We start from the raw sequence: 25,910 nt of genomic DNA, 5'->3' as shown, positions 1-25,910 counted from the left end.
AATACTTTAGATCGAGAGGAAAGGTTATGAAATTAGAAAACGGGAATTTTTGGACCAATACATTGAGCGGCAAGACGATCTCCGTCTTTTTGGTTTCGAGCCTTATCCTTCTTTCAGGTTTTTCCGGAGTATTCTCTCAAGAGAATAAATCCGGAAAAGTTTTGAAATTAACTACAGAAGAGACAGTCAAACGAGCTCTAGATAGTAACTTCAAACTGCAAAACTTGAGATACGAATTGGCAAAAACCGATTCGAGCTATTTAAAAGCGGAATCACAATATTCCTGGAGATTAGTAGCAGACGGAAGTTTCAGACAAACAGTTCTACCTTTGAACCAGAACAACGTCTTTACCGGAACAAAAACTTCCGATGATACGATCAAAGGGGGGATTGAAAAAACGATCCGCGCTACCGGAACCTACTTCAAGTTAGAGGCAGGAAACAGACGATTCGACTCAAACGCTTTCGAGGATAAAAGTAATCCTCTTACTGCAAGTTTCGCGGGACTCGCACTTCCTCCTCTTTATACCGGATTTATCACTGCTACAGTTTCCCAAGACTTATTAAAGAACTCTTTCGGTTACAAAGGAAGAAACCAAGAGAAGATCCTGGATAACCAAAAAGAAATGGCGAAAAGCCAAGTTTCTTTACAGATCTCGGAAGCAATCGTTGGATCTCTTGTGGATTTCTGGGACTACTCGGTTAAATTACAGTCCTTAAAAACATTCCGCAGATTGAAAGAGAACGTAAGTAATATTAGAAATCTTACGGTGCGTAAACAAGGTTTAGGACTTTCGGAAGGCTTCGAAGTCAATCAATGGAACGCTCTACTCGCACAAGCGGATAGCCAACTAGAGACTGCAGTCGTTCAAAAAGACGAAGCAAAAAGAAAATTAGCCCGTACTTTAAAATTAGAAAGCGACTCCGATCTTTCCGAAGAAACGGACTTAATGGAAGAAATTCCGGAAAAACCTGATTACAATAAGGATCTGGAAATCGCTTACAAAAAGAGAGCGGATTATCTAAACGCTGTCAGAGAAAAAGAGATCGCGGAACTTTTGCTAAAGAACGCAAAAAGTGATCAGTTGCCTTCACTAACTCTTTCCGGGTCCGCTTCTTCTCAGGCACAAACAATCACAAGTCCTGATAAAAATTATACCGACGCAACTGACGGAGTTCAATCTGCACGTTATAAAGACTTCAACGGAAAAGTAAGTTTCTCTTATCCGTTATTCGACAAAGGAGTTGCGGCAGGAAGAAGAGACTCCGAGATCGGAGTTCGTCAGGCTACTTTAAAAGAGACCGAAGTTAAGAATGAAGTAAGAGACGATCTAAGAGGAAGGATCGATTCCTTAGAAGCTAGTTATAAAATTTATAAAAACTCCATAGTCACCGAAAAAGAGACCCAAAACTATTATAACGGAGTAGTCCGAAGCTTCCAACAAGGAAGAGCGGATGCTGTCGCCGTTAAAAACGCTTTGGATACTTTGGTAAGAGATCAGCTCAGCCTTACTCAAGCAAAAGTGAATTTTAATATAGATCTAATGAGATACTATATCGCTAAGAACATGCTTTTGGAAAGATTCGATCTGGATGCTGAAAAACTTATTCCGCACTTGGATTAATAGGTTTCGTAGTTCTCATTGAAACGCGGATTTTTCCTTTCTATATTCGGGATCTTATTATTCGGGCTAATCGTTTGGCTCACCGTTCGCTTTTGGCCCAAACCTTCTGACACTATTTACGAATATTATAAAAAAGAAAAATGGGAGAAGGTAATATCCCTTGTAAAAAAGTCCGCCTCCCCTACTCCAGAAGATCTTTTTTACGGTTCACAATCCATTCTTAGATTGAATGCGGAGCTGATTACTCAAGACGAAGAAGATAGGGCTAAAATTTCCGCAAGACTCCAAAAAGAGAACGGCATCGGCTCCGGCAAATCTCTCGAATCCAAAGGAGAATTCCCAGTATTCGAAGATCCGTTCATTCTACAACTCAGACCGGGTGGATACTGGAGACAAAAAGCGATCTTATCCAGAATAGAGATAGCAGGAGAATGGGAAGACGATATTCTATTCTTGCGTGATTTAAAAGAACTCATCCGAAGTAATCCGGTTACGCTTGGAATTTCCTCCTATTCCTCCGTCCTGAAAAAAATCCTAAGAAGAGAGACTAAACTTTCAGACGGAGATCAAAACAAACTTTCCGAGTTATTAGGTTTTCTTTCAGTAAGAGAAGATTCTACATTGCTCGGTTCCAGATTTAAGAACACCGGAGAAAATACAAATCTAAGGAGCGGGCCTGGGACCGAAAACCCCGGTAAGGCACGTTTAAAAAAAGGACTCTTACTTTACGCATTAGATAAAGACCCTCGTTCCGAAACAGTCCAAGGAAGAAAGGGGAACTGGGTCCAAGTATATATTCCCGAGTTACAAATCTCCGGCTGGATCTTCTCCCACTTTTTGGAAGAAGATCCTTATCCAGTAGCAAAGGCTGAAGAAATATTTGCTGAATTCTCCCAATCCGAAAAAAGCCAAGCTTGGGACTTTGCATTCTGGACGGAAGATAAGATCCCTCCGGGATTTCATGGAGAATATATCCCTACCGAAAAGTTAGCGTTGGATGGCGATTACGGAATCGTATTATATAGATCTAAAACCGGAAAATACAAAGAGATCTGTAGAATTGTGGAAGAACCTTTTAGATCCTTGGAATTTTTAACTGCAAGTTTAAGCGGAGAGGAACCTGTTCCGATTTTTAAACTATATTCCGGAAGACCGGGTGAGTGGAAATCCGCTTACCAAATCGACCTTGACAGAGAGAGTATTTCCATCAATAGGAACAAATATATACTCGGCTCAGGCGGGAAGAAACGTTTCCAACTCGGAATTTTTTCTACAAATGAGACGATATCGGCGTCTCTATTAGTAGGAGAAAAAGCCGTATTACAAGGAGTCTCTCCTGAAGAAGAACTTACCTCTACCGAGGGAGTTTTATTCAAACTCTGTCTGCTACAAGCGGATAAAAAATCCGATTCGAATGCGGCAGCGTTTAGTTTTAAGTTTTTATTTTGATCCTAGGATCGAGCGAGGAAAATCAGTGCCTACTTACGATTATAGATGCAAGGCTTGCGGACAAACTTTTGAACATTTTCAATCCATGAAGGACGATCCCTTAACTACCTGTCTTCTATGCGGTAAAACTGGAGAAGTAGATAGATTGATCTCCAATGTAGGAGGGATCATCTTTAAAGGATCCGGATTCTACGTAACAGATAATAAATCCTCTTCCAAAAGTTCCGAATCCACCGGTTCCTCCGGTTCTTCTTCCAACTAAGTTTGGGACGTTTAGGAATACTAGCCGGAGGGGGAAATCTTCCTCAGATAGGCATGAAAGAAGCCCTGGCCGCCGGGGAAGATCCTTTTTTTCTTTCGATAGCGGAGTCCGATTTCACTCCTGGAAATTATCCGGACAGAGTGATACCAATCAGGATCGTAAAGATTGGCGGACTGTTAAAAGCGTGCAAAACAAATCAGATAGATAGACTTCTTCTATTAGGAAAAGTTAAAAAAGAGATCATCTTTAAAAGTTTGAACTTCGACTTAAAGGCGCTCGCCCTACTCGCAAGAATGGTCAACCGTCACGACTATTCGATATTCAAAACTGTAGCGGAAGATTTTGAAAAACAAGGCATCCATATCATTTCCCAAAAGACTTATTTGAAATCCCTTCTACTTCCTGAAGGACGTTATACTAAAAGGGCCTTGGACAAAAAACAAGTAGAAGATGTGATCTTTGGAATGGAATACGCGGAGAAGATCGCTCATCTGGATATAGGCCAAGCGGTAGTGGTCGTAGATAAATCCGTATTAGCGGTAGAAGCTGTGGAAGGAACGGACCAAGCCATTAAAAGAGGCGGAAGTTTCGCGAAAAAAAGAAAGGCAGTAGTGTGTAAGAGTTCCAAACCCAGCCAGGATCCCAGATTCGATCTTCCCACAGTAGGAGTAGAGACCTTAAAAGTAATGAGCGAGAACAACTGCGATACACTCGCAGTTCGTGAAGGAGAGACCATAATTGTAAATCCTTCCGAATTTATTAACCTTGCAGAAAAATTGAAAATTCATATCTTGAGCATCGGCCGTGGCAACGTCTCGAAAATTAACTCTACCCAAAAAAAGCTCCCTAAAGCCTAAGAAGGCCGGAGACAAAATCAGGACGGAAAATATTTCCGCCCCCGCTTCTCCTGTATTTATGATGTTAGCTGGAGAACATTCCGGCGATCTATTAGGCGCAGAAGTATTAAAAGAACTTAAAAAACACGATCCGGATCTCACTTTTTTCGGAATAGGCGGCCCCAGAATGCTGGAAGAAGGTTTCGATTCCATAGAAAACATGGAAGAACTTTCAGTAATCGGTTTCACAGCAGTCTTATTCAAATATAAATTCTTAAAAGCGCTTATGGACCGATTGGTAAATGAGGCAGTGGCCCGCTCTTGCACACACGCAATCTTAATCGATTATCCCGGTTTCAATCTGAGATTAGCGGAAAGGCTTAAAGAGTTAGGGATCAAAGTGATATTTTATGTTTCTCCACAACTCTGGGCCTGGAATTTCGGACGTATCTATAAGATCAAAGAATCAGTAGATCTGATGTTGGTATTATTTCCTTTCGAAAAGAAGATATACGATGATTACGGAGTTCGTTCCGTATTTGTAGGACATCCGATCGCTCAAAGGATTAAAGAGAAGATCCGAAAGGAAGCTCTCATCCCGGTAGACGAAAAGCAATCGACTCATCTTCAAACGATTACACTTATGCCAGGCTCACGTTCCGGAGAGATCCACAGAATGTTGGATACATTACTCCAATCCGCGGCACTCATTCACCAAGAAGCCGAAGCGGAAAAAAAACATGTTAGATTCCTGATCCCGAACATCAACGTAAAAGAAGAAGAGTTCATCCAAACTAAAATCAAGGAAACAGAAGAATCTCACCCCGGCATCAAGATCGAATACTTATTCGATCGATCTCTGAGATCTATTGAAGCTTCGGATATTGTATTGGTTACTTCCGGAACGGCGACATTAGAAGTCGTATATTTCGAAAAACCGATGGTGATCCTTTACAAGGTCAGTTTACTCAGTTATTTTATCTCTGCACTTCTGATCCGCACACCTTTTATCGGGTTAGTTAACATACTCAGCGGAAAAGAAACCGTGAAGGAACTCATACAGGCGGAATGTACTCCGGAAGAAACCGTGAGAGAAACTATGGCCATTCTAAAAAATAAAAAGTACAGAAACCAGATGATAGAAGAGATCCGTTCCGTAAAAGAATCTTTAGGCGAAGAGCATAGTTCTAAGAATGCAAGCCGAGCGATTTTACAGTTCCTAAGAGAAAAACCTGCTAACGTGTAGGAACTCTTACTCCTTCACACAACCGGCACTATTTTCCTTGATCTTAAATGCAAACGCAGAGATCGGAACCGCAGAATTGGATTCACTGGAAAGTGAATAAGTATTTCCGGTCACAAAATATTTCACGGAATCCGAATCAATATAAGAGTTCGCAGTTGCGTTTACATTACCACCTTTCCAATAAACGTTTCTTTTAGGCGGACTTCCCGGATTCCAATAATCAAATCCCATCTCGAACTTAGGAGGAACAGGCACAGGAAATTCTCCCTTACCTTTCCAAATCGTATTAGAAAGTTTCACCTTGTCTATGGTGATGTACATCCTATCGTGAATGTCTAAGAAATTATTTCCGTTAAATCGTATATTCCCGTCGGAATCCAAAGTTTCCGGGACCAAATCTCCCCCGCAGAAAGAAAAGCTTGGAACTCCCCAGGGTAAATTGATCGTCTCGAAATCTATTCCGAAATAAGGATTATCAGTACCATAAGTAAAATAAGAATTCAATTTAGCGGTCCCTGAGCCGGTGATACTTGCATCTAACCTAGATTGGGAAGGTGCAAATTTCAAACTTGCATCCAGCTTACCCATACTCGGAAGTCCAAGATCCCATTTTACTTCCTTGGAAGTAAGTTTAAGACTGCCTGTAGGATTTTCTAGAAAGTATTTATAGATAGGGGTTCTTGTGAAATTAATTTCAGGGATGAGTTTTTCCATTCTAGTATGGATATCTTCCCGAATCCATTGACGAATCGATCCGTACAATGGAAAAAAGTTAGAAAGAACAATGGAATCAGTCTCTAACTCTAGATTATATTCTCCTTGTAAAGGAAAGTAGGAACTCCCATCCCCCTTGACTCCCTTTTTGTAGCCTGTTTTGCCCTTAAGACTTGCAGACCAAGGAAGACCGAATTGTTTTCCTTTTAACTTTGCTTCTAAAATTCCAGCTAAGCTCCATCCAAGCTCTCCGTCTTTGATCTCTAGATCCAAATAAGGATCCTTCCATCTAAAATTTTGGAGAGAGAATTTCGCCTCTGACTTCATCCAGTCCCCGTAACTTCCCGTCTCGGTGCCCTTCCAATGAAGATCCAGGCTTCCCCCGAGAGTTTCCAAATCGGAAGAAACAGGCAGAAAATTACGGATATCATCCAAGTCTTCGACGGTAAGACTCAAATCCCAAGATTTAAGTCCTTTTTCATTTTTAGATTTAATAAGAGTGAGTTTGTCTTCTCCGGAGAATACCTTATGCTCTTCCATGAAAACATTTCCGTTTTGAGTGCGGGTCCATTCATGTTCCAGATCAATATCTTTCCATTCCCAAACTTCGCTTTGTAAAGGAAGTTCCTGTAAAACGATACCTTTTACATTAGAAAATTCTGTTTTACCCTGGACGTTCAGATTAGTTCCGTCCGATTCTAAAACTGCATGGCCGGAAATCTTTCCTGTTTTAGGATAGAATTGGGAGAATTCGGAATACAAACCGCCGGAAGATTCTGCCTTTGCATTCTTAAACAGAATTTCCAGATTCATATTCTTGCTTCCAATATCAGTGCTGAATTTTCCGCTTACGTATCTAAAGCCTGGAATTGGAAATAAAGAATCCGAAATTTGAACATTGATCTTAGTGTCCTCTTTTCGAATATTAAAATCGATCCCCTTCACGTTCTCCAGAAGGACTTTGCCACCTTTATATACGGTGACTGTTGTATCTTCTAATCTGATCTCAGGAATATTGATCTTATGGATATAGGACAAAATTTCGCCAGAGATCCTATCTTCCAAATCGATACTCAATTGTGCATTACGCACTCGGATCGCTTTCACGGAAGGTTGTCCCTTCCAAAGACCTCTTAATAATAATTCGATTTTGTTCGCTTTGAAGATCATTCGCTGAGAAGCAAAGTCCTCGTCGCTGGAAATTTTTAGATCTTCTATAAATACATGATTCGGGAATTCGTATTCAACTACTCCTAGAGTAACTGCCCTGTCTAATTCTTCGTTGATAAATCCACGTGTGAGTTCCTTCACCCCTCTAAGATCTAAAACTCTTCTTACAAAGTACCATTCTGCAGTTTCTTTCGCCGCGGCTAAAAGTAGGAAGATCACAACCATAATAATGGAGATCTTTCTAAAGGAAGGTTTTTCAGTAATAGTCTGTATCTTTTCAAAAGAAGAAGATACGAATCTATACAGTTTAGGAGGGACAGCGATCTGAAACGTAACGCTGTCCTTTTTAAATAATGGATTTTTCGGGACTAAAATTTTGAGGTGAATTACCGTTGGAGAACCTGGCTGATTTTCTCCGAGGTTTCCTTCAGTACTAGGCTTTCCGGAAATTTCTGTAATCCCTCTTCCAGAACCAACTGACATCTTTTGTATTCCTTAATTCTGTAAAAGCTGACTACTACAGTCTCATAGTAGAATAGATCTTTTTCGAAGTTTTTCTCTCTGGAAGCTCTGCCTAAAATCCCAAGAGCCTGGCCGTATTTCTCATCTTCGAAATAGGCTTTTGCCCACATTTTTTTGCGGGTAACAGACTCAAAATCGCGATCCACATTGTCCGACTTACGGAAATGAACGATAGCATTATCATAGTCGTTGATCCCAAGGTAAGCAGAACCTAAATAATGGTCCAAATGTTGTAGATTGCGACCTTCTTTGGAATTTTGCACTTCTCTCAAAACGAGAGAGGCTTCTTTGAAGGATTCGATTTTTAGTAAAAGTTTGGATTTTTGGAGGAGTAGCTCGGAACGTCTTTTGTCTTCAGGGTGCAGATCGCTTAATTGCTGGTCTATTCCCTTGATTTCCGCTCGGACCTGGGTCTCTAAATTGGCGGAAACCGCCCCTTCTTTTTGTGTACTTGCACAGTAGAGGAGGAATTGAGCTCCGATAAACAGTATTGTCAGATATTTACTCATTTTCTCATCCGATTTTCAATTTTTCAAGTTCTTGCAGGAAATCACTAGTCTCCTGTTGCCTGGTTTCCTCATTGGAAAGCCAGTCCAAAGTCTCCGGATCTATCTCCTTAAGGAAGCGAGAGGGCTCGGAGGCCAATTGCTCCCCAAATTTGCGGCGATTAGCGGCACCTGTCAAGCATAAATGCCTCTTCGCCCGAGTCATCGCTACATACATCAAACGGCGCTCTTCGTCCACAGATTGGTCTTCTACAGTGGCCCTTCCGGAAGGCAAGATCCCCTCTTCCAGTCCCACGACATAAACAGACTCGAATTCCAATCCTTTGGATTGGTGAATGGTGAGTAACTGTACTCGATTGTCTTCTTTCTCGTCGGACGGTTCGTCTTCCATTAGCATCGCCAAACGGTTGATAAAGTCGAATAGAGTGGGTTTTTCTCCTGAGTCATTATTCTCTTCGAAAAATGCCAACATGTTCACAAGCTCGGACATATTGTAGATCCGTGCCTTTGCGACCTTCTCCTCTTTCTCTTCCAGCACGATCTCTTTTTCCAGACCCAAATCTGCGATTAACTCTCGTAAGGCGAAGAATAGCCTTGGAGAAGAAGAGAACTTTTTCTTTGCCTTTTCGATCAGATTTACGAAATTATAGATCTCTGAAGAAATTTTACGGTTCAAGTCAGGAATAAAATCAGGGGACTCGCATACCCTGAATAATGTCTCATAAAGGGATTCCTTGTTTTGAGCCGCTTTTTCATGCACAAGAGAAATGGAACCGGAGCCGATCCCACGTTTCGGATAATTAATAATTCTTAATAAAGATGCGTCGTCCTTTTGGTTCGCGATTAGACGGATGTAGGAGATCAGATCCCGGACTTCTTTCCGATCGAAAAAGTTATAACCGCCCACTACTTTATAAGGCATCTCCCTGGCTCGGAACGCTTCTTCAAATGGTCTGGATTGAAAGTTGGTGCGGAAAAGGATAGCGATCTGGCTTCCTTTTCTAGCTTGTTTGATGATCTCTTCTCGGATACTTTCCGCCACCCATTCCGCTTCGTCTTTTTCGTCGGCCCTTTCCACATACTTTACTTTGAGGGCACCAGGCACCTTAGAAAAAAGTTCCTTGGATCTTCTGGATAGATTGTGACGGATGAGAGAATTTGCCGCAGAGACTATGATGTCTGTGGATCTATAATTCTCTAAGAGACGGATCACACTTGCACCTTTGAAATCGTTTTCAAATCCTAAGATCAAACTTACATCTGAACCTCTGAATGCGTAGATGGACTGATCGTCGTCACCAACCACGCATAGATTGTCCGATTCTCCCATAAGCGCTCTTAAGAATTCATATTGGATCGGGTTCGTGTCCTGAAACTCATCCACCATAAAGTATTGGAACTTTTTATGGTATTCCTCTCTCACTTCTTCGAACTGTCTTAAAAGTTTAGAAGGTAGAAGGATAAGATCATCGAAGTCGATCGAGTTCTGTTCCTTTAAAGTGTCCTGGTATTGTTGGAAAAGAGAAGCGGCCAAAAGATCTCCCTCATTCATTGAGGTTCTCATATCCGCCAAATAATCCGGCCCTGAGTTTTTAATCCTGGAAATTTTAGAAAGAACTTCCATGATCTGAGGTCGTTTAGGCTCCAACTTTTGGGCCACAAGCATTCCAGTTACAAGACCTTCCTGGTCAGCTTGGTTCAGAAGTAGGAAAGGTTGTTTATAATCCAACTTCTCGATATGTTTTTTTAAAATTCCAAGCCCAAGAGAATGGAACGTGGAAAGAGTAATCCCTTTTAATAAATTCCTAGGGATAAGTTTACGAACCCTCTCTCCCATTTCTTTTGCACTTTTGTTTGTGAAGGACAATGCAACAATCTTTCCCGCAGGAATATGATGGTCCTGGATCATATGAGCGATACGGTTCGAGATCACTCTTGTTTTTCCGGAACCTGCACCTGCAAAAATCAAAATTGGTCCATGAACTGTTTGGACTGCGCGAGCTTGTTCCGGAGAAAGACTTTGAAAAATAGCAGCAGAGTCCCGAGGCTCCTTTGGCCTTTCTTCTCTTTTTCTTTTCGGGGCGGAAGATTTTTCTTCGGAAGAAGATTCGGTTTCGGGGGAAGTTTCAGTAGTCTCGGAGACTTCTACAGTTTCTTCCGAAATCTCGTCCGATACCTCAGTGATCTCAGATTGAATATCGATCGAGACCGGATTTTCAGAAAGTTCAGACTGATCTGGAGTTCCTACCATTGTCGCTTGGTCGGGAATGTCTGTGATTTCGGTGGATGATTCCATTGGAGTCGAAACGAATTCCGCCGTTTCAACTTCCGAAATATCGTCTTCTTCATAAAAAGAAGAGCCATAGGATTCCTCTTGTACTTCTTCCTGAGTGGAAGAAGCGGGAGTTCCTGCCACCAGCGGACCTTCTGCAAAGCTAAGCAATGGTAGATCCTGTGGCGCAGTTTCCTCTGGTTTTTGTTCTGAAATTTCCAGATAGGAAAACAGATCCAGACTTTGATTTGTATCTTCTTTCATCAGATTTTATGAGGGCAAAATAATCTCAGGATCCGAAAAATCCCGTTTTTCGAACCCCATCTATAAGCGACATAATCCTGATTTTTCTCTTCTTGTCAACCGCGTACAGGCAAAGGTTTGCGAATCTGAAAGGATTTCAAAAAACTGGAAGAAACCGCAGATATGCAAGAATTCCGCCCAGAAAATTACCTACCTAATTCCAATCTCTGGGAAGAAGGAAAAAGAACTTCCGAATTCAAAACTCCCATTTTTGAGTTAGTTTCCATTCCGAAAGTTTCTCCGGATAAAACGATCTCAGGAAATTTTTACAAAATTGAATCCAAGGATTGGGTGAATATCATTGCACTCACCTCCGATGAAAATGTGATATTGATCGATCAGTACAGACATGGCCTACATTCTTATTGTTTGGAAATCCCTGGCGGTATCGCAGAAAAAAATTCAATTTTAGAATCCGCACAGGCAGAACTAAGAGAAGAGACCGGTTTTGTTTCCGATGATTGGGAATATCTTGGAAAGGTCTCCGCAAATCCTTCCTTCATGAACAATTGGTGTCATACCTATATCGCCAGAAATGTAACTCCTCATCCGGGAGGACAAGATCTGGATGAAAGCGAACAAATAGAAGTGTATCAATATCCTCTAAATAAAATTCCCGAAATTTTAGAAAAGAACATCCTACACCACGGTATGGTCGTGGCAGCGTTCGGATTATTCTTTTTAAAATACGGAGAAAAGAAGAAGTAGAACTATCTCATGACAAAAACTGCAAGCACGAGCCCATTCGTCTCTTTACAGGTCCCTGAATTCAGGAACTTTTTGGCCGGAAAATTCCTGGTCACACTTTCATTCGTTATGCAATCCACTGTGGTTTTCTGGCAGATAGACCATATCACGCACGATGCATTTTTCGTGGGATTGATCGGATTCGCAGAGCTCGTGCCTAACGTTGCAGTTTCTCTTTTTTCCGGATTGGTTGTGGATAGTTTCCCAAGAAAGAAGATCATCTTCCTTTCCTTAAGCGGCCTGACTTTCAGCTCTTTTCTACTTTTATTATTCACTCTTCCCGGTTTCGAATGGGTAATCGAAAAATATTGGGTCTATCCGATCTATTCGGTGATATTCTTCTCCGGAATTTGCAGAGGATTTTTATCTCCTAGCATTGCTGCATTCCAAACCCAGCTGGTTTCCAAAGAAATTTTCCCTAACGCGGCTACTTGGAGTGGTGTCGCTTGGCAAGGTTCAGCGGTTTTAGGTCCTATGCTTGGAGGACTTCTCACCGGATTTAACGGAGTACAGACCGCTTATCTCGCTGACTTCTGCATTATGATATTCTCTTTATTTTTATTGCTACTTGTTCCTTCCAAGCCCGTTCCGGAAAAGCAGGGAGAAAAGGAATCCATCTGGAAAAGTTTGGGAACCGGTTGGAAGTTCGTATTCGGTCACCAATTGATCTTAGGTGCCATTAGCTTGGATCTATTTGCGGTATTATTCGGAGGAGCGGTAGCTCTTATTCCTACATTCTCCAGAGAAGTTTTAGGTATGGGTCCCGAATATTACGGAATTTTAAGATCCGCTCCAGCGATCGGCGCAGTACTTTGCGCGTTGTTCATCGCAGTCAAACCTCCTAAAACGAATTCAGGGATCATCTTATTAAGCAGTGTATTCGGTTTCGGGGTCTGTATGATCGTATTCGCACTTTCAAAAAACTTCTACCTTTCTTGTGCGGCCTTGATCGTAAGCGGTTCTTTCGATATGGTAAGCGTTGTGATCCGTCATACGATCGTTCAAATGTATACTCCTGAACATATGAGAGGAAGGGTCTCCGCAGTGAATAATATATTCATAGGTTCCTCCAATGAATTAGGGGCGTTCGAATCGGGAGCGACCGCAAAAGCGTTCGGTCTGGTTCCTTCCGTGGTAATAGGTGGAACACTCACTCTACTAACCGTAGGGATCGTTACCGCGATCGCACCTCGGCTTCGAAAAATGGATCTAAAGGATATAACGGTTTAATATGGACAATATTCTCACCCAACAAGAGGCAATGCTCCGCTCCGGACAGATCTCCGAAGTGGACTACACCTTAAAATTAAAACTGGAAAAAGGATCCCAAGAATACGAGGGAGAAACAACGGTCCGATTCGTATACAACGGCGGCAAAAAAGGAAAACTGAAAGTAGATTTCGTTTCTAAAAAGATCGAGATCCTTTGGCTAAACGGCAAAGAAGAAACAAATTACGAAAAGAAAGAATCCGCACTCTTCCTGCCTGGAGAATTATTATCGGAAGGTAAAAACGAACTCAAAGTAAAATACAAAAATGTATTCGATCATAGCGGCTCGGGTTTTCACAAATTTACGGACCCTTCCGACAAAGCTGAATACATGCATACGGACTTCGAGCCGTTCGAAGCTCATAGATTATTCCCTTCTTTCGATCAACCGGATCTAAAAGCCACTTACGAGTTGGAGATCACCGGCCCTTCCGAATGGACTTATATCCATAACACTGTCCCAAAATCGGAAGAAACCCAAGGAAATTATAAAAACATAAAGTTCCATAAGACCAAAAAATTTTCCACGTACCTATTCTCCCTGATCGTAGGACCTTATGCGGTTTGGGAAGATAAAGCCGGAGAGATCCCTCTTAGAATATTCTGTAGAAAATCTCTCTCCAAGTATATGGATGCGGAAAATTTATTTGCGATCACAAAGGAAGCATTCGGCTTCTTGCAGGAATATTTCGGAGTTCCCTATCCGTATGGAAAATACGACCAGATATTCGTACCCGAATTCAATATGGGAGCGATGGAGAATGTGGGAGCAGTCACATTCTCCGAAAGTTATATTTTCAGAGGACCTAGGATCTATTCTGAATACCTAAACAGAGCTAACACAGTATATCATGAAATGGTCCACATGTGGTTCGGGAACCTGGTCACAATGAAATGGTGGAACGATCTCTGGCTGAACGAAAGTTTTGCGGATTATCTTTCTTATTATTCCATGTCCAAAGGAAAAATTTTCCCGGATGCGCTGGAACATTTTTATGTAAGAGAAGAATGGGCCTACAGAGAAGACCAACTTTCCACCACCCACCCTATCGCAGGAAAAGCGGAAAATACTCTGGAAGCGATCAGCAATTTCGACGGGATCTCTTATTCTAAAGGTGCTTCCGTCCTACGCCAATTGATGTATTACGTGGGAGAAGAAAAGTTCCGGGATGCGATGAGGCTTTATTTCAAAAGACACGCGGAGAAGAACACAGTATTAAACGATTTTCTTTCCTGTATGTCTGAAACCAGCGGTATAGATATAAGAGGCTGGAGCAAAGAATGGTTAGAAACAACCGGAGTCAACACTCTCAGCCCAGTTCGACAAAACGGTAGATTATTTTTACAGCAAGGACCTTCTGCGACTAACGAACTTCTGCGCACACATGCCCTACAAGCATCATTATTCCGAGAAAAGAACGGATTACTGGAAGAAGTTTGGAAAAAAAGAGTACTCGTAAAAGGTAAAGAAACCCTATTAGAGGAAAATTATACTGGAGAATCCGATCTTCTACTTTTAAATACGGAAGACTTCGCTTATGCTAAAACTTACCTAAGCAAGGATTCGCTTCCTATCTTAAAAAGAAGTCTGCACACCCTAAAGGATCGTTTCTCCAGAAGAGTTGTCTGGGGAAGTTTATGGCAGATGGTAAGAGATGCGGAACTTTCTCCCAAAGATTTCCTGGAACTTGCATTGGATCAAGGGCTAAAAGAGCCCGATCTTTCCGTCAGGAACAGCCATATACTCACAAAAGCTCTCACCGTAATTGACAATTATATTCCGGAAGCGGAAAAAAGAACCTGGTCCGATAAACTAAACAGTATCGCTAAGGAAAAATCCTTATTAGCGCAAAACTCCGAACAAGAACAGATCCTATGGTTTAGAATATTAGAAAATACTTCTAAATCCCCGGAACAACTTTCTTATTTAAAGGAATTACTGGATCAGAAAAAAAGTATTCCAGGGATCGCAATGGACCAAGAGAGACGTTGGGTCATTCTTTCCAGACTTAGCGCCTATGGAGATACGGAATCTTCTAAAAGGATCGAAGAAGAGATCGCTAAAGACAATACGGATCTAGGAGCCAAAAAAGCGTTCTTAGCCAAAGTATCCTTCCCTGATCCTAAAACCAAAAAAGAATCCTGGGAAAGATTCCTGAAACCTAAAGAAGGAGATTCCACAGACTTCTTAAGATACGGGATGAGAGGATTCCAATGGAATCATCAAAAGCAGCTGTTAGTTTCCTATACGGATTCTTATTTTAGTTCAGTGATCTCAGTGTATGAAACAAGAGATCCTCATTTCGCTTCCGCATTCGGTCATATGATGTTCCCTTCTTTCGAACCTGATGCGAATTTGTTAAAAAGGACCCAAGAGTTTTTAGACCAAAACAAAAAACTTCCGGAACTATTGAAGAAGGACCTCCAACAGCAGAGAGACGATATCCAGAGAACACTTAAGGTCCTAGAAAAATACAAAAACTAAAAGGGAACTCTTTCGCTCCCCGAAAAAAAATGAGTTAGAGGGCAGCCTCTAACTCATTACCAAAAAGATCTATTTTTTAGACAGGATTATGCAGTAGCAGGTTCCCTTTTTCCTGAAGCGCTTGCAGAGGATCCTCCGTGTTGGTTCTTCCATTCTTCCAATTTTTTATCCATCACCTTAAACCAAAGCGGAGGAAATAACGCCAAAAGTATCATTAATTCATATCCGTAAGGAAGTTGAGGACTTTCTTCGAAATGTCTCAAGGATTGGTATCTTCTTCCTGCGTTCGCATGATGATCGGAATGTCTTTGCAATTGGAACAAGAACGCGTTAGACAGGCTGAAGTTTTGGTTCCATGAATGGATCGGAAGGACTTTCTCGAATTTTCCCGGAGACAATTCCTTGCGAGCTAGACCATAATGTTCTATATAATTCACGAGCTCCAAGAGAGAGAATGCAATCCAACTCTGCACGAAGAAAAATGCCGGCACCTGCCAATTCAAATTTCCAGTGATCGCGTAAAAAATCCCAGTCACCGCGGAGATAAACAAAACAGGAATGATCATGGAAGTGATCATCTCATTGTCCAAGGTCCAAGCAGACTTACCGAGTTTGCCCAATCTTTTCTTCTCTAAATTCCAAGCGCTTGTCAAACTTCCGAAAACGGTCCTTGGATAAAAAGCAAAGAACGACTCTCCCTTTCTACTAGATGCGGGATCCTCATGAGTGGAAACATTCACATGATGACCGCGGTTATGCTCAATAAAAAAGTGCATATAACATACGGTCATAAGAATAAACTTGGAATACCATTGCTCAATCTTAGTATTCTTATGTCCAAGCTCATGCGCAACTGTGATCCCGATACCGCCGGTGTTCACACCGATTGCTAAAACAAACGCTCCCCATTCCAGCGTGGAAAGAGTATGAGTTTGAATCTCCCACAAAGCCCAAATCACTAATACAAATTGGATCCAAGCCCAGGCATAGGTTAGGAATCTAAAATAAAATTCCTTTTGCAATTCAGGCACATCCTCTTCCTTAGGATTACTCGCGTCCGGACCGATCCAAAGGTCCATAATCGGAAGAATTCCAAACACCACTGCCAAAGTTAAAAAATTATAACTTCCCCCCAAATAGTAACCCACCACAGCCAAAACCGGGATTAAGTACGCTATTAAAAAGGATAATCTTTTCCCTACACTCATCTCTCTCTCCTATCCCTCATTTCCTCGGGAAAATCAATCGATTTAATTTATTTCGAACGTTTGGTATTATAACATAGGCTGGCTTTGGATCAAGAAAAAAAATCTTAGAAAGGGCATTTTTTATAACAATTGTTTTAAAATGCATTGAATTGGCAATTCAGGGAAGGATGTAAGCAATCACCCTTCCGTGAACTCTGCGCTCTTTGTGCGAATCAAATGAAAAACAAGTTTCGTAGAGATAACACGAAGCACATACTAGCTCGGTCCAAACAAAGCGAGGGGCTGCCCCTATCTTTCTTAGCTACAACGTTGGAACTCCAACATTTACAAAATAAATTATCAACTAAATACTTCGATCTAGGCCTTCGAATTTTTGTCCTTGTTTAGCAAGGTCCCTTTAAAAGCATGGTTTGTAAGTAGAAACATCATTCCCTCCCAAGACGAAAATTACAACATCCACACGAAAACGTATAACGTTCCAATCAAAAGGAAACTTTGATGAGTCTTAACGGATTAAATTTCTATTCCCACCTTAGCAAGATCCGAATTCTTAAAACCTATTCCAGTAAAATAATGCTGGTAGCGTTTCTTGGGACCCATGTTCCGTTGATCACACTTTTATTATTTTTCGTGATATCAACTGTTCAGGATATGCAGACTGCTTTAAAAATTTTAAGCGTAGCTCTCGTAGCAACTCTCTTAGGAACCGCCGCTACACTTTTTGCCCTACATAAACTGCTAACTCCGGTTGTACTTACTTCCAAATCCCTAAACAGATATTTGAACGAAAGAGAGATCCCCAACCTGCCCACCATATTCCAAGACGAAGCAGGTTCATTAATGGCGGATACAGTTACTACAGTACGCAAGTTAGATGAACTTATCCATTATATGGCGAATTACGATGGATTGTCCGGACTACCGAACAGAGATCTCTTTTTAGAAAGACTGGGCAATTCTCTCCATGAACTTTCTATGAGAGAAGAAATATTAAGTTTTCCTGTTCTTTCTTTGGAAGCGGCCCACTTAAAGCAGATCCGATCTAATTTAGGAGCGCATGTGGGAGATCTGTATTTGAGATCACTGGTCCAAAAATTAGAGACTATTCTTGGACCCGAAACGGTTCTTGCTCGGACCGGAGACGGTGAATTTTCCTTCTTCCCTCTACCTTCTTCTTCTCAAATTTTAGAAACTGATTCCGAGATCTGGGCGGGAAAGATCCAAAATAGCGTATCTTCTCCTTTGACCGTTGCGGACCAACTAATCTCTTCCGAGATCCATATCGGAATATCAGTTTTTCCTTATGATGGAAAATCATCCGATCAACTTTTATGGAAATCCGAGACTGCGTTAAATCAGGCAAAACTTTCTGGGACTTCTAAGATCCAAACCTATTCCTCCGAATGGAAGGAAAGAATGAAGGAGAAATACCTTCTCGAAAAAGATCTTAGAGTAGCGATCTCTAAAAACCAACTTTTTCTCCAATACCAGCCTAGGATAGAAGTCCAAACCGGTAAAAAGATCTCCGCAGAAGCACTACTCAGATGGAAACATCCTGAATACGGCGTAATCTCTCCTACCATTTTCATACCGATCGCAGAAGAAAGCGGGATTATTGGAGAAATGGGAGAATGGGTATTATCCAAATCAATGGAAGACTTGGGAAATTGGAAGAAGAGAGGACTTCCTCCGATACGTATCTCCGTAAACTTATCCGTAAAACAATTAGAAGATAAGAATATCACTAAAAAGGTCTTAAATATCTTAGAGAAGAATGAGTTAAACGTAGAAGATCTGGAATTAGAGATTACTGAATCCAGTTTGATTACGAATACCCAATCGGCTCTGGAAATTCTGGCAGAGCTTCATTCTTGGGGAATTTCCTTGGCTCTGGACGATTTCGGAACAGGATATTCCAGCCTTTCTTATTTAAGCAAAATTCCGCTCAAAACATTAAAAGTGGACCAATCCTTTGTGCGCAAAATACTAACAGATCCGAATTCATTGGCGATCTCCAAAACAATCGTCGCATTAGGGAAAAGTTTAGGTCTACGGATCACTGCAGAAGGTGTAGAAACCGAATTACAAATGAGAAAGATAAAAGATTTAGGCTGCGATGAAGCACAGGGATTTTTCTTAAGTAAGCCGATCCATTTAGAAGAATTAGAGAGATTCGTTCAGACCTAATACAAAATTTTTTCACAAACATCGCGACTACTCAGATTAGTCCCATCACTTTCCAACCTTATACTTTATTACATTTAATCTGTTTGTAACAGTTCTCCGCTTAATCGAATTGCGCGAGTATCCATACTTTCCATAAGGAGGATACAGCGAATCGGAAGTATTACATTATGATTACGAGAACTATTATTACAATTTCAATTTTTCTAATATGCTTTGGGGTCCTATCTGCGGACACAGTGACCAATACCAAAACTAAAGAAGTGATCGAGAACGTAAAAACCACTCAGACAGAACAGGGTGTAATCGTTGAGTTCGAAGACGGCTCCCGTAGAGGTTTTGACAGAACGTCCGTTACTGTAGAAGCCAAACCGGTAGAGTGGAAACAGAAGGAACAGGAAAACTATCCTGATAAAGAAAGATACACTGACTATGCAATCTTCGGTGGGATCTTCTTGGTAATACTACTTTTACCCTAAAGAACCAAAACCTTAACAGGTACGTAATCAAGTCGTAAAGTAATTTATCTAACATAATCCTCGAGGTCGATCGGATTTCGGCCTCTTTTCAGAATGAATAGGAGATTCGATCCATGAAATCGTTAAATAAAAAAGTCTCGAAAGCAGTAAGCGCTCTTGCAGTTGCTATTGCTCTTGTAGGCTGTGATTCCGGCGGGGGGAGTAACGGCGCAGGCCTAGCTTTAGCCGCTTTAGGCGGAGCTGGTTACGAAGCCACCGTCATCATCAATGGGAAGTTAACCCAATCTGGAACTTTTGCAAAAGCGAACTGCGTAGGACAATTTCCTGCAAACTTTAACAGTTCTCCTTCTTTTGCAAAACCTTTATATGTGAAACTCACTTCTTCTAAAATTGTATCGGGAGGAACTGACTTCACTGTTGCATGTGCTAACGCGAGCGGAAACAACGACGCAGCCGATTTTAACATCACAACAAGAATCAGCGACTCCAGTGCAACTATCAAAGGAGAAGTTTTTTCTGTTCCAGATACTACCGCATGCACTGGAAACCCGAACCCTTGCGATAGTGCATCCAATTATACTGAATTGGTAGGAACTTTTGACCTAGCGGTAAATGTTGACACTGCTGATCCTACTAGCGTAAGCCAAATTACTTTTTCAAACGAAACAGGCGTAGTTGATCCGAATGTTGCAGCTTCCAGCGCAGGTTTGGTAATTACCGGAACTTTTGACGGATCCACTCTGGCATCCGATGTTTCTGTAATCACTTCCGTAAAAGGAGTCTACAGCAACCCGAACGCTACAGTTGGAGAGAACAAATGTGATTCCATCGGAAATCCTGAAATCGTTTCCGGAAACATCACTTCCAACAAAACTTTGGGAGCTTACACTCTGTTGAGAGGAACCGTAACTGTTTCTAATGGAGCTACAATGACAGTTCCTGCTGGAGCGGTGATTTACGGTGAGAGAGGTTCTGCCCTGTTCTTCAATGGCGGTAACCTCGTAACTAATGGAACAGCAGCTAACCCTGTATGTTTCACTTCTGCGCAAGCAAGAGGATCCAGATTCCCTGGCGACTGGGGTGGTTTGATTTTTATCGGAAGCGGTAATAACACAAGAACTGCAGCTGCTTTAACCGAAGGAACGAATCCTTTATCCTATCCGCTTTCCTCCGGCTCTTCCAGCGTTACTTTGAATTACACAATCGTAGAGTTCGCAGGGACTGAGGTTGCACCTGGAGACGAGTTAAACTCTTACTCTATGTATGCACTCAATAGCGGAAACTTCAACTTCGTTCAATCTCACAGAGGATTGGATGATTCTTTCGAGTGGTGGGGTGGCGGAAGAGGTGCGAATGTTCCTGATGTAGGAACTGCAGCTTCCCCTAACCTAACCGGAACCGGTGGAGCAACTGAGCGTACTTTCAAAGGAAAGTTCATGTTAGGAACCGGCGGTATGGATGATGACTTCGATATGGATGAAGGATTCTCCGGAGCCCTGAAATACATTATCGCAGTTAAATACCCTAAGACCTGCGGTGGAACTCCTTCTACAGACCCGGGTGGTATGGAAATGGACGGAGTGGATGGAACCACTAAAACTCCTAGCGCAACTGCGGGAGATGAACCTTCCAATCCGTTCGTAGACCAATACACTCTTCTCGGAGTGAACGAAACTGCAAGTTACGCAGAACGTCATAGAGAAGGTATGAAAGGATTATTCCTTCATGGCGTCGCTTACGCATTCAAACAAATCATTAAATGCGAAAGCGCTGCAACAAGTGGAACCGGATATGGTGATTCTACCTCCATCATTGATGGACTAGTAAGTGATTCCAATCCTGATCAAGTCCAAACCTGTACGTTGACTACTTCTACAGGAACTCGCGATACTTCTTTAACAAGCGCTCCGGTTGCGTCTATCTCAACTACACAAAGCAACTGTGGGTTCTTGGGATTCAAGCCGGACTTGAAAACGAACGTATCGGGTAAAACTACTTGGGGTGGAGCTCCGGACACTGGAACCACTCTATACGACTTCGACGGAACTACAGTAGTAACACCTACTGGTGGAAACAGCTGGTATTCCGGCTGGGCCGTTTGGAGAGCTCGTTAATCGAATTTAAAAACTACAGAAAGCCTCCTCTTTACCGAGGAGGCTTTTTTATAATTACATAAAAATATAAAGTTCCGGGAACCAAACATGAATGCCAGATTGATTGCAATAACGCAAATCATCTTTGCAATATTAACTATAAACTTCGTCACAGATTGCAAAAAAGAATATAAAGGTGACGATCCAGAGTATTTTAAGAAGATCGAAGAGTCTCAGGCTTATCTAAAAGCCCGCATAAAAGACCAATACGAAATCTCCGACCTTAGTAATACAAAAGAAGAAGCGATCTATAGATTTTTAGAAGCAGTCCAGAATGGACAAACAGATCGTTATATCTTTACCAAGGAAGAATATATCAATATCTTTCTTCCTAACACACTGGATGAAAACACTTTATCCAATACCATGCCGTTAGAACAAGCATGGAAGTTCACAGACATGCGCAGATATATAGCCTTGGAAAGTCTTCAGAACTTATTCAAAAAACATAAAAATCAAAAATTCAAAATAGAGACCTTAACTTGGAGAGAAGATGTCCGTCAGCTTAAAGCTTTAAAAGGACATAGGGTCGGCAATTTAACCATTAGCTTCGGAAATGAAAAAGCGACACTGGAAGAAGTGCGCTTAGTCGTGGAACACCGAGGAAAATTTAAAGTCTGCGTTATTGGAACTTAATTCTTAAAAATAATAAAAACGAATACAACAATGAAAATAAAACTTTTTGCAATCGCTTTACTGGTCTTCACTTTTTCGGAGAATGCTTTCGCACAGGCGGCAGGAAAAGTCAGGGGAAAAATCGTAGATGGAGACAATGGAGAGCCGGTTTTCGGTGCTACCATTGTAGTTCGAGCTGTCAAAAAATTCGCTAAAACCGATTTTGACGGCGCGTATGATCTGGAACTTCCGCTTGGAACTCATGAAATAGAGTTCCAGATGATCGGATTCTCTGCTCAAAAGAGAACGGTTACGGTCACTCCAGGAAAACCACAAGTAGTCAATATCACCTTCGGTCTCCAAACTTTGGAAACCGTAGATGTTAAAGGTAGAGCCTTGAATGATGCGGAAGCTGCACTTCTCGCATTACAAAAGAAATCTTCTTCCGTTTCCGACGGTATTTCTAAGGAAGCGATCAAGAAAAGCCCAGACTCCTCTGCAGGGGAAGTGGTCCGAAGAGTTACGGGTATCACACTCGTTGGCGGTAAATTCGTATTCGTTCGCGGTTTGGGAGAACGTTATTCAAACACCGAATTAAATGACACCTTAGTTCCATCTACAGAACCAGACAAACGGGTCGTTGCGTTAGATATTTTTCCTTCCGGAGTTTTAAAGAACGTTCGGATCATTAAAACATTCATCCCGGAACTACCAGCAGAATTCTCCGGAGGTCTTGTAAAGATCGAGACTCAGGAATATCCAGAAGAGAAATTATTCAGTGTTTCAGTTGGCGCTGGCGGAAACTATAACACTACCGGTCATAAATTCCTAAACATGAACCAAGGAAATATGTTAGGCGGGGTAAATGATAACCAAAAGAACCCTCTTGCAAATGTTCCAAATGTGACTCCTGTAGTCCCAGGATCTATTTTTGGTGGATATGATCCGGCTGTAGTCCAAGCAAGTACTGCGGAATTCAATCAAAAATGGACTCCGGATAAGGGGCCGGCTCCCTTCGATAGAAACTTTTCCATCAATTATGGAGATACGTTTAAGATAGGAGCCACTTCTCGAATCGGTATTTTAGTAGGCTCAACTTATAACCGTAACTACAGATTCAGACAAGAAGAATCAAATCGTTATTTAGGAGTAGCCGCATTCCCTAATACAACTGCAGGTTCTACTCTAAATAAACTCCAAGACCAAAAAGCCGACCTCTATACTGAGGAAAGAAACTGGGGAAATAACATGAACCTCGCGTATGAGATCACTAAAGGGCAACAGGTCTTTATAAAATCTCTTTATACCCAACAAGGTGAAGGAGTGGTTCGTGATTCTCAAGGTAATGACTATATTAACTTGGCTCACTTCAAGGCTCTAACAACCCAATATACGAGCAGTTTGATCCAACACCATACCTTAGGGGGAGATCATGCTTTAAATTGGTTCGGTGACCGTGCTCATAAGTTCGACTGGAGAGCGAATTACGCTCAAGCAGATAGAGACCAGCCTGATTTACAACAACAGGTTTGGAGACAAGGGATAGGGAACCCGAACCCTTATGATCTAACCAGATTGGGTGACTCTAACGACGGGTCCAGATTCTTCTCAAACACTCGAGATATCTCTAGGACCTTAAAGCTAAATTATGAGATTCCTTTTGATCAGTGGTCAGGATTAAAAGCTTTACTCAAATTAGGAACTTATTCAATGGCAAGAGAGAAAGACTTTACGTTTTTCTGGTATGGTCAAAAGCCCAATACTGCCACAGGTTTAGAACGTTATCCTCTTCCTGGGGAAGTATATTCAAATCCTATAACATTCTTAGACAATACGAACCAGTTTTCACAACAGTTACCGGGTCAGTCTAACGCATATGCCGCTTCTCAAAAACTACAGGCATATTATAGCCAAGTAGATTTACCAATCCTACCGAAATTGAAAGTTTTATTCGGTATGCGTTACGAGGATAGCTACCAAAAAGTAAAAACTTACTATACTGGAAACTCGGCGAGCTCCCTAAATTTAGATTATGGATGCGGTGTAAGCGATGACAACGTTCGAGTTGCATTAATCAGGAACAATATTTGTGATCAGTTCAATAATGGAGTGGGAGAACTTAGAACTAAGGACCGTCTTCCTTCCTTTAATTTGAACTGGGAAGTTGCAAAAGACCAGATCATTAGAGCAGCAGTTACACAGACACTGACAAGACCTGACTTAAGAGAATTATCTCCTTTCGGATTCACGCCCTATTATGGAGCAAACACCGTGTTTGGTAACTCTGCATTACAGAGATCTTATATCCACAACTACGATCTACGTTACGAGTATTATCTAAATCCGACAGACTACGTAGGTGTGGGCGCATTCTTTAAACAAATTTCCGATCCGATAGAAATGATCGGTCAGCCGGTTGCAGGTGGAATTAGCCAGAAGTTTACTTTTGCGAATGCACAACAGGCTACGATCCGAGGAGTGGAATTCGATTTTAGAAAAGAATTAACGAGCTGGCTTCGTTTCGAAACGAACATGTTCTTCATTAAATCCAGAGTTGACGTTCTTTCTTGGGAACAATATATCGCTGTCCAATCTGGCTTAGTCGACACCTTCTCCAGAGTTGCTTCGTACAACCCTACGAATCTCTCAAGACCTCTACAGGGCCAGTCTCCATTTGTATTCAACCTGAAATTTGACTTTTTCTTAAACGAGAAAAAGACTCAGGCAATTGGTGTATATTATAACTACTTTGCAGACAGGCTCTATGCCGTGGGTGCGAACTATTTGCCGGACGCTTATGAAAGAGCGGTTGGTTTGACAGATGTTGTTTACACAGCCAAAAGAGGAGACCATCTTGAGTTCAAGGTGTCTGCTCAGAATATTTTCGATACAAGATATCGAGTCTATCAGAAAAACGAACTAACCGGAGAGAAGGATCTATTCCTTTCTTATAGAACTGGGGTAAGCTACGCTTTCCAGGCTACTTATAAACTGTAATTCGGTTCTCAAAGCTTAAAACCTATATACAGCGCCCCTTTTCCTAAAAAGGACCGGGGGCATTTTTATTTTTGAATTTATGTCGAGCCACACCCAAGCACTTCAAAACTGCAACAAAAATCGAATCTGCGGACTATCTTAATTTTGATATACCCTTATAATAAAATTTCAGTTAATCAATACTCGAAAAACTCATGATAGCCGAATATCATAGAGCCATCGACGTTATGTGAAATTTAATCTAACTGAATCACATTAAGATAGGATAAACTATACCATCTCAGCAATTACCTGATTCTAAATTTCATATATGGGCCTGTGAATCAAAATTAACGCTCCAACAGCTTATCTACTTATCCGATTTATGATAATCAGTTTTGGAAATTAGGAATTTTAAGCACGGACGAAACAATTACTAATACGGATTGAATAACTTCTTCATCGCTCCTTTGATCGAAGGATATTTCACAATCTGGACGAAAGTAGCTTAATAAGTTGAGCGACCAGCATTTTGGTCGCATTTTTTAAAGTTAGAACTCTTCTTCAAAGAAAACCTTAACAAAAGAAGTCAATATTTTATGAAATTTGCATATTCATATCCCATATTAGGATAATGTAAACTATCCGTTATGGGATATATGTTAGTTGGATTGAGTTATCCCATCTGAGAGATAAAGTTCCCCAAAATTTTCCTGTTAGCTTCATTTTGTCCTGATACTTGCCTGTTTTCTAAACGTTTTCCGAATTTTTTTAAGTTGATGCAAAAAATTAGACAAAAATGGGAACTTTTTCGAAACGTCCATTCAAACGCCCAAGTTGTGTTTCGATTCAAAGATGAATCAGGCAAAACTGTGAGTAAAATTTTGAA

General features: G+C 41.4%; 17 protein-coding genes. 13 read left to right on the top strand and 4 right to left on the bottom strand.

The window, feature by feature from the left end:
- Positions 1-26: 26 nt before the first annotated feature.
- From LEP1GSC185_RS16030 to lpxB, 5 genes are read left to right on the top strand one after another with little or no spacing between them, the layout of a single operon-like run.
- Positions 27-1,625, top strand: coding sequence for a TolC family protein (locus tag LEP1GSC185_RS16030; protein ID WP_008592504.1), 1,599 nt, complete (start codon positions 27-29; stop codon positions 1,623-1,625).
- An 18-nt stretch (positions 1,626-1,643) separates the two neighbouring features.
- On the top strand, positions 1,644-3,074 hold the full coding sequence (locus LEP1GSC185_RS16025) for an SH3 domain-containing protein (RefSeq protein ID WP_008592652.1): 1,431 nt from the start codon (positions 1,644-1,646) through the stop codon (positions 3,072-3,074).
- Between the two features lie 25 nt (positions 3,075-3,099).
- Positions 3,100-3,336, top strand: coding sequence for an FmdB family zinc ribbon protein (locus LEP1GSC185_RS16020; RefSeq protein ID WP_008592700.1), 237 nt, complete (start codon positions 3,100-3,102; stop codon positions 3,334-3,336).
- A 2-nt stretch (positions 3,337-3,338) separates the two neighbouring features.
- A complete protein-coding gene (locus LEP1GSC185_RS16015; RefSeq protein WP_008592828.1) occupies positions 3,339-4,193 on the top strand; it encodes an LpxI family protein in 855 nt (284 codons plus the stop codon).
- Positions 4,141-5,418: a lipid-A-disaccharide synthase gene (lpxB, locus tag LEP1GSC185_RS16010; protein WP_010515288.1), complete on the top strand. Its 1,278-nt coding sequence runs from the start codon at positions 4,141-4,143 to the stop codon at positions 5,416-5,418. Before LEP1GSC185_RS16015 ends, lpxB begins: the two co-directional genes overlap by 53 nt.
- Positions 5,419-5,424: 6 nt before the next feature.
- Here the strand turns inward: lpxB and LEP1GSC185_RS16005 are convergent, their stop codons facing one another.
- From LEP1GSC185_RS16005 to LEP1GSC185_RS15995, 3 genes are read right to left on the bottom strand one after another with little or no spacing between them, the layout of a single operon-like run.
- Complete coding sequence (locus LEP1GSC185_RS16005; RefSeq protein WP_010515286.1) at positions 5,425-7,785, bottom strand: LIC_12586 family protein; 2,361 nt, start codon at positions 7,783-7,785, stop codon at positions 5,425-5,427.
- Positions 7,689-8,333 carry a tetratricopeptide repeat protein gene (locus tag LEP1GSC185_RS16000; RefSeq protein WP_008592060.1) on the bottom strand — a complete coding sequence of 215 codons (645 nt, stop codon included), beginning with the start codon at positions 8,331-8,333 and terminating at the stop codon, positions 7,689-7,691. Before LEP1GSC185_RS16000 ends, LEP1GSC185_RS16005 begins: the two co-directional genes overlap by 97 nt.
- Positions 8,334-8,337: 4 nt before the next feature.
- Positions 8,338-10,359: an ATP-dependent helicase gene (locus LEP1GSC185_RS15995; RefSeq protein ID WP_029607942.1), complete on the bottom strand. Its 2,022-nt coding sequence runs from the start codon at positions 10,357-10,359 to the stop codon at positions 8,338-8,340.
- A gap of 669 nt (positions 10,360-11,028) precedes the next feature.
- Here LEP1GSC185_RS15995 and LEP1GSC185_RS15990 point away from each other — a divergent pair.
- Genes LEP1GSC185_RS15990 through pepN form a run of 3 tightly spaced genes read left to right on the top strand, consistent with a single transcriptional unit; the run spans position 11,029 to position 15,406 of the window.
- On the top strand, positions 11,029-11,613 hold the full coding sequence (locus LEP1GSC185_RS15990) for an NUDIX hydrolase (protein ID WP_008592519.1): 585 nt from the start codon (positions 11,029-11,031) through the stop codon (positions 11,611-11,613).
- Positions 11,614-11,622: 9 nt separating this feature from the next.
- A complete protein-coding gene (locus LEP1GSC185_RS15985; RefSeq protein WP_008592920.1) occupies positions 11,623-12,882 on the top strand; it encodes an MFS transporter in 1,260 nt (419 codons plus the stop codon).
- A gap of 1 nt (position 12,883) precedes the next feature.
- Complete coding sequence (gene pepN, locus LEP1GSC185_RS15980; RefSeq protein ID WP_008592593.1) at positions 12,884-15,406, top strand: aminopeptidase N; 2,523 nt, start codon at positions 12,884-12,886, stop codon at positions 15,404-15,406.
- Between the two features lie 86 nt (positions 15,407-15,492).
- Here the strand turns inward: pepN and LEP1GSC185_RS15975 are convergent, their stop codons facing one another.
- A complete protein-coding gene (locus LEP1GSC185_RS15975) occupies positions 15,493-16,614 on the bottom strand; it encodes an alkane 1-monooxygenase (protein WP_008592144.1) in 1,122 nt (373 codons plus the stop codon).
- Positions 16,615-17,112: 498 nt separating this feature from the next.
- Here LEP1GSC185_RS15975 and LEP1GSC185_RS15970 point away from each other — a divergent pair, with 498 nt between their 5' ends.
- The 5 genes from LEP1GSC185_RS15970 to LEP1GSC185_RS15950 all read left to right on the top strand — a co-directional run bounded on the left by LEP1GSC185_RS15970 (position 17,113) and on the right by LEP1GSC185_RS15950 (position 25,042).
- Complete coding sequence (locus LEP1GSC185_RS15970) at positions 17,113-18,801, top strand: putative bifunctional diguanylate cyclase/phosphodiesterase (RefSeq protein ID WP_008592223.1); 1,689 nt, start codon at positions 17,113-17,115, stop codon at positions 18,799-18,801.
- A gap of 167 nt (positions 18,802-18,968) precedes the next feature.
- Complete coding sequence (locus tag LEP1GSC185_RS15965) at positions 18,969-19,277, top strand: LIMLP_04285 family protein (RefSeq protein ID WP_008592910.1); 309 nt, start codon at positions 18,969-18,971, stop codon at positions 19,275-19,277.
- Positions 19,278-19,390: 113 nt separating this feature from the next.
- Positions 19,391-21,391, top strand: a complete 2,001-nt coding sequence (locus LEP1GSC185_RS15960; RefSeq protein ID WP_008592376.1) for a hypothetical protein — start codon at positions 19,391-19,393, stop codon at positions 21,389-21,391.
- Positions 21,392-21,478: 87 nt separating this feature from the next.
- Positions 21,479-22,066, top strand: a complete 588-nt coding sequence (locus LEP1GSC185_RS15955; protein ID WP_008592872.1) for a hypothetical protein — start codon at positions 21,479-21,481, stop codon at positions 22,064-22,066.
- Positions 22,067-22,096: 30 nt separating this feature from the next.
- A complete protein-coding gene (locus LEP1GSC185_RS15950; protein ID WP_008592591.1) occupies positions 22,097-25,042 on the top strand; it encodes a TonB-dependent receptor domain-containing protein in 2,946 nt (981 codons plus the stop codon).
- Positions 25,043-25,910 lie beyond the last annotated feature (868 nt).

The organism is Leptospira licerasiae serovar Varillal str. VAR 010, assembly GCF_000244755.1.
Lineage (GTDB): Bacteria > Spirochaetota > Leptospiria > Leptospirales > Leptospiraceae > Leptospira_B > Leptospira_B licerasiae.
The sequence above is the reverse complement of the archived record's forward strand: the minus strand, read 5'-3'. Positions and strand labels throughout refer to the sequence as shown.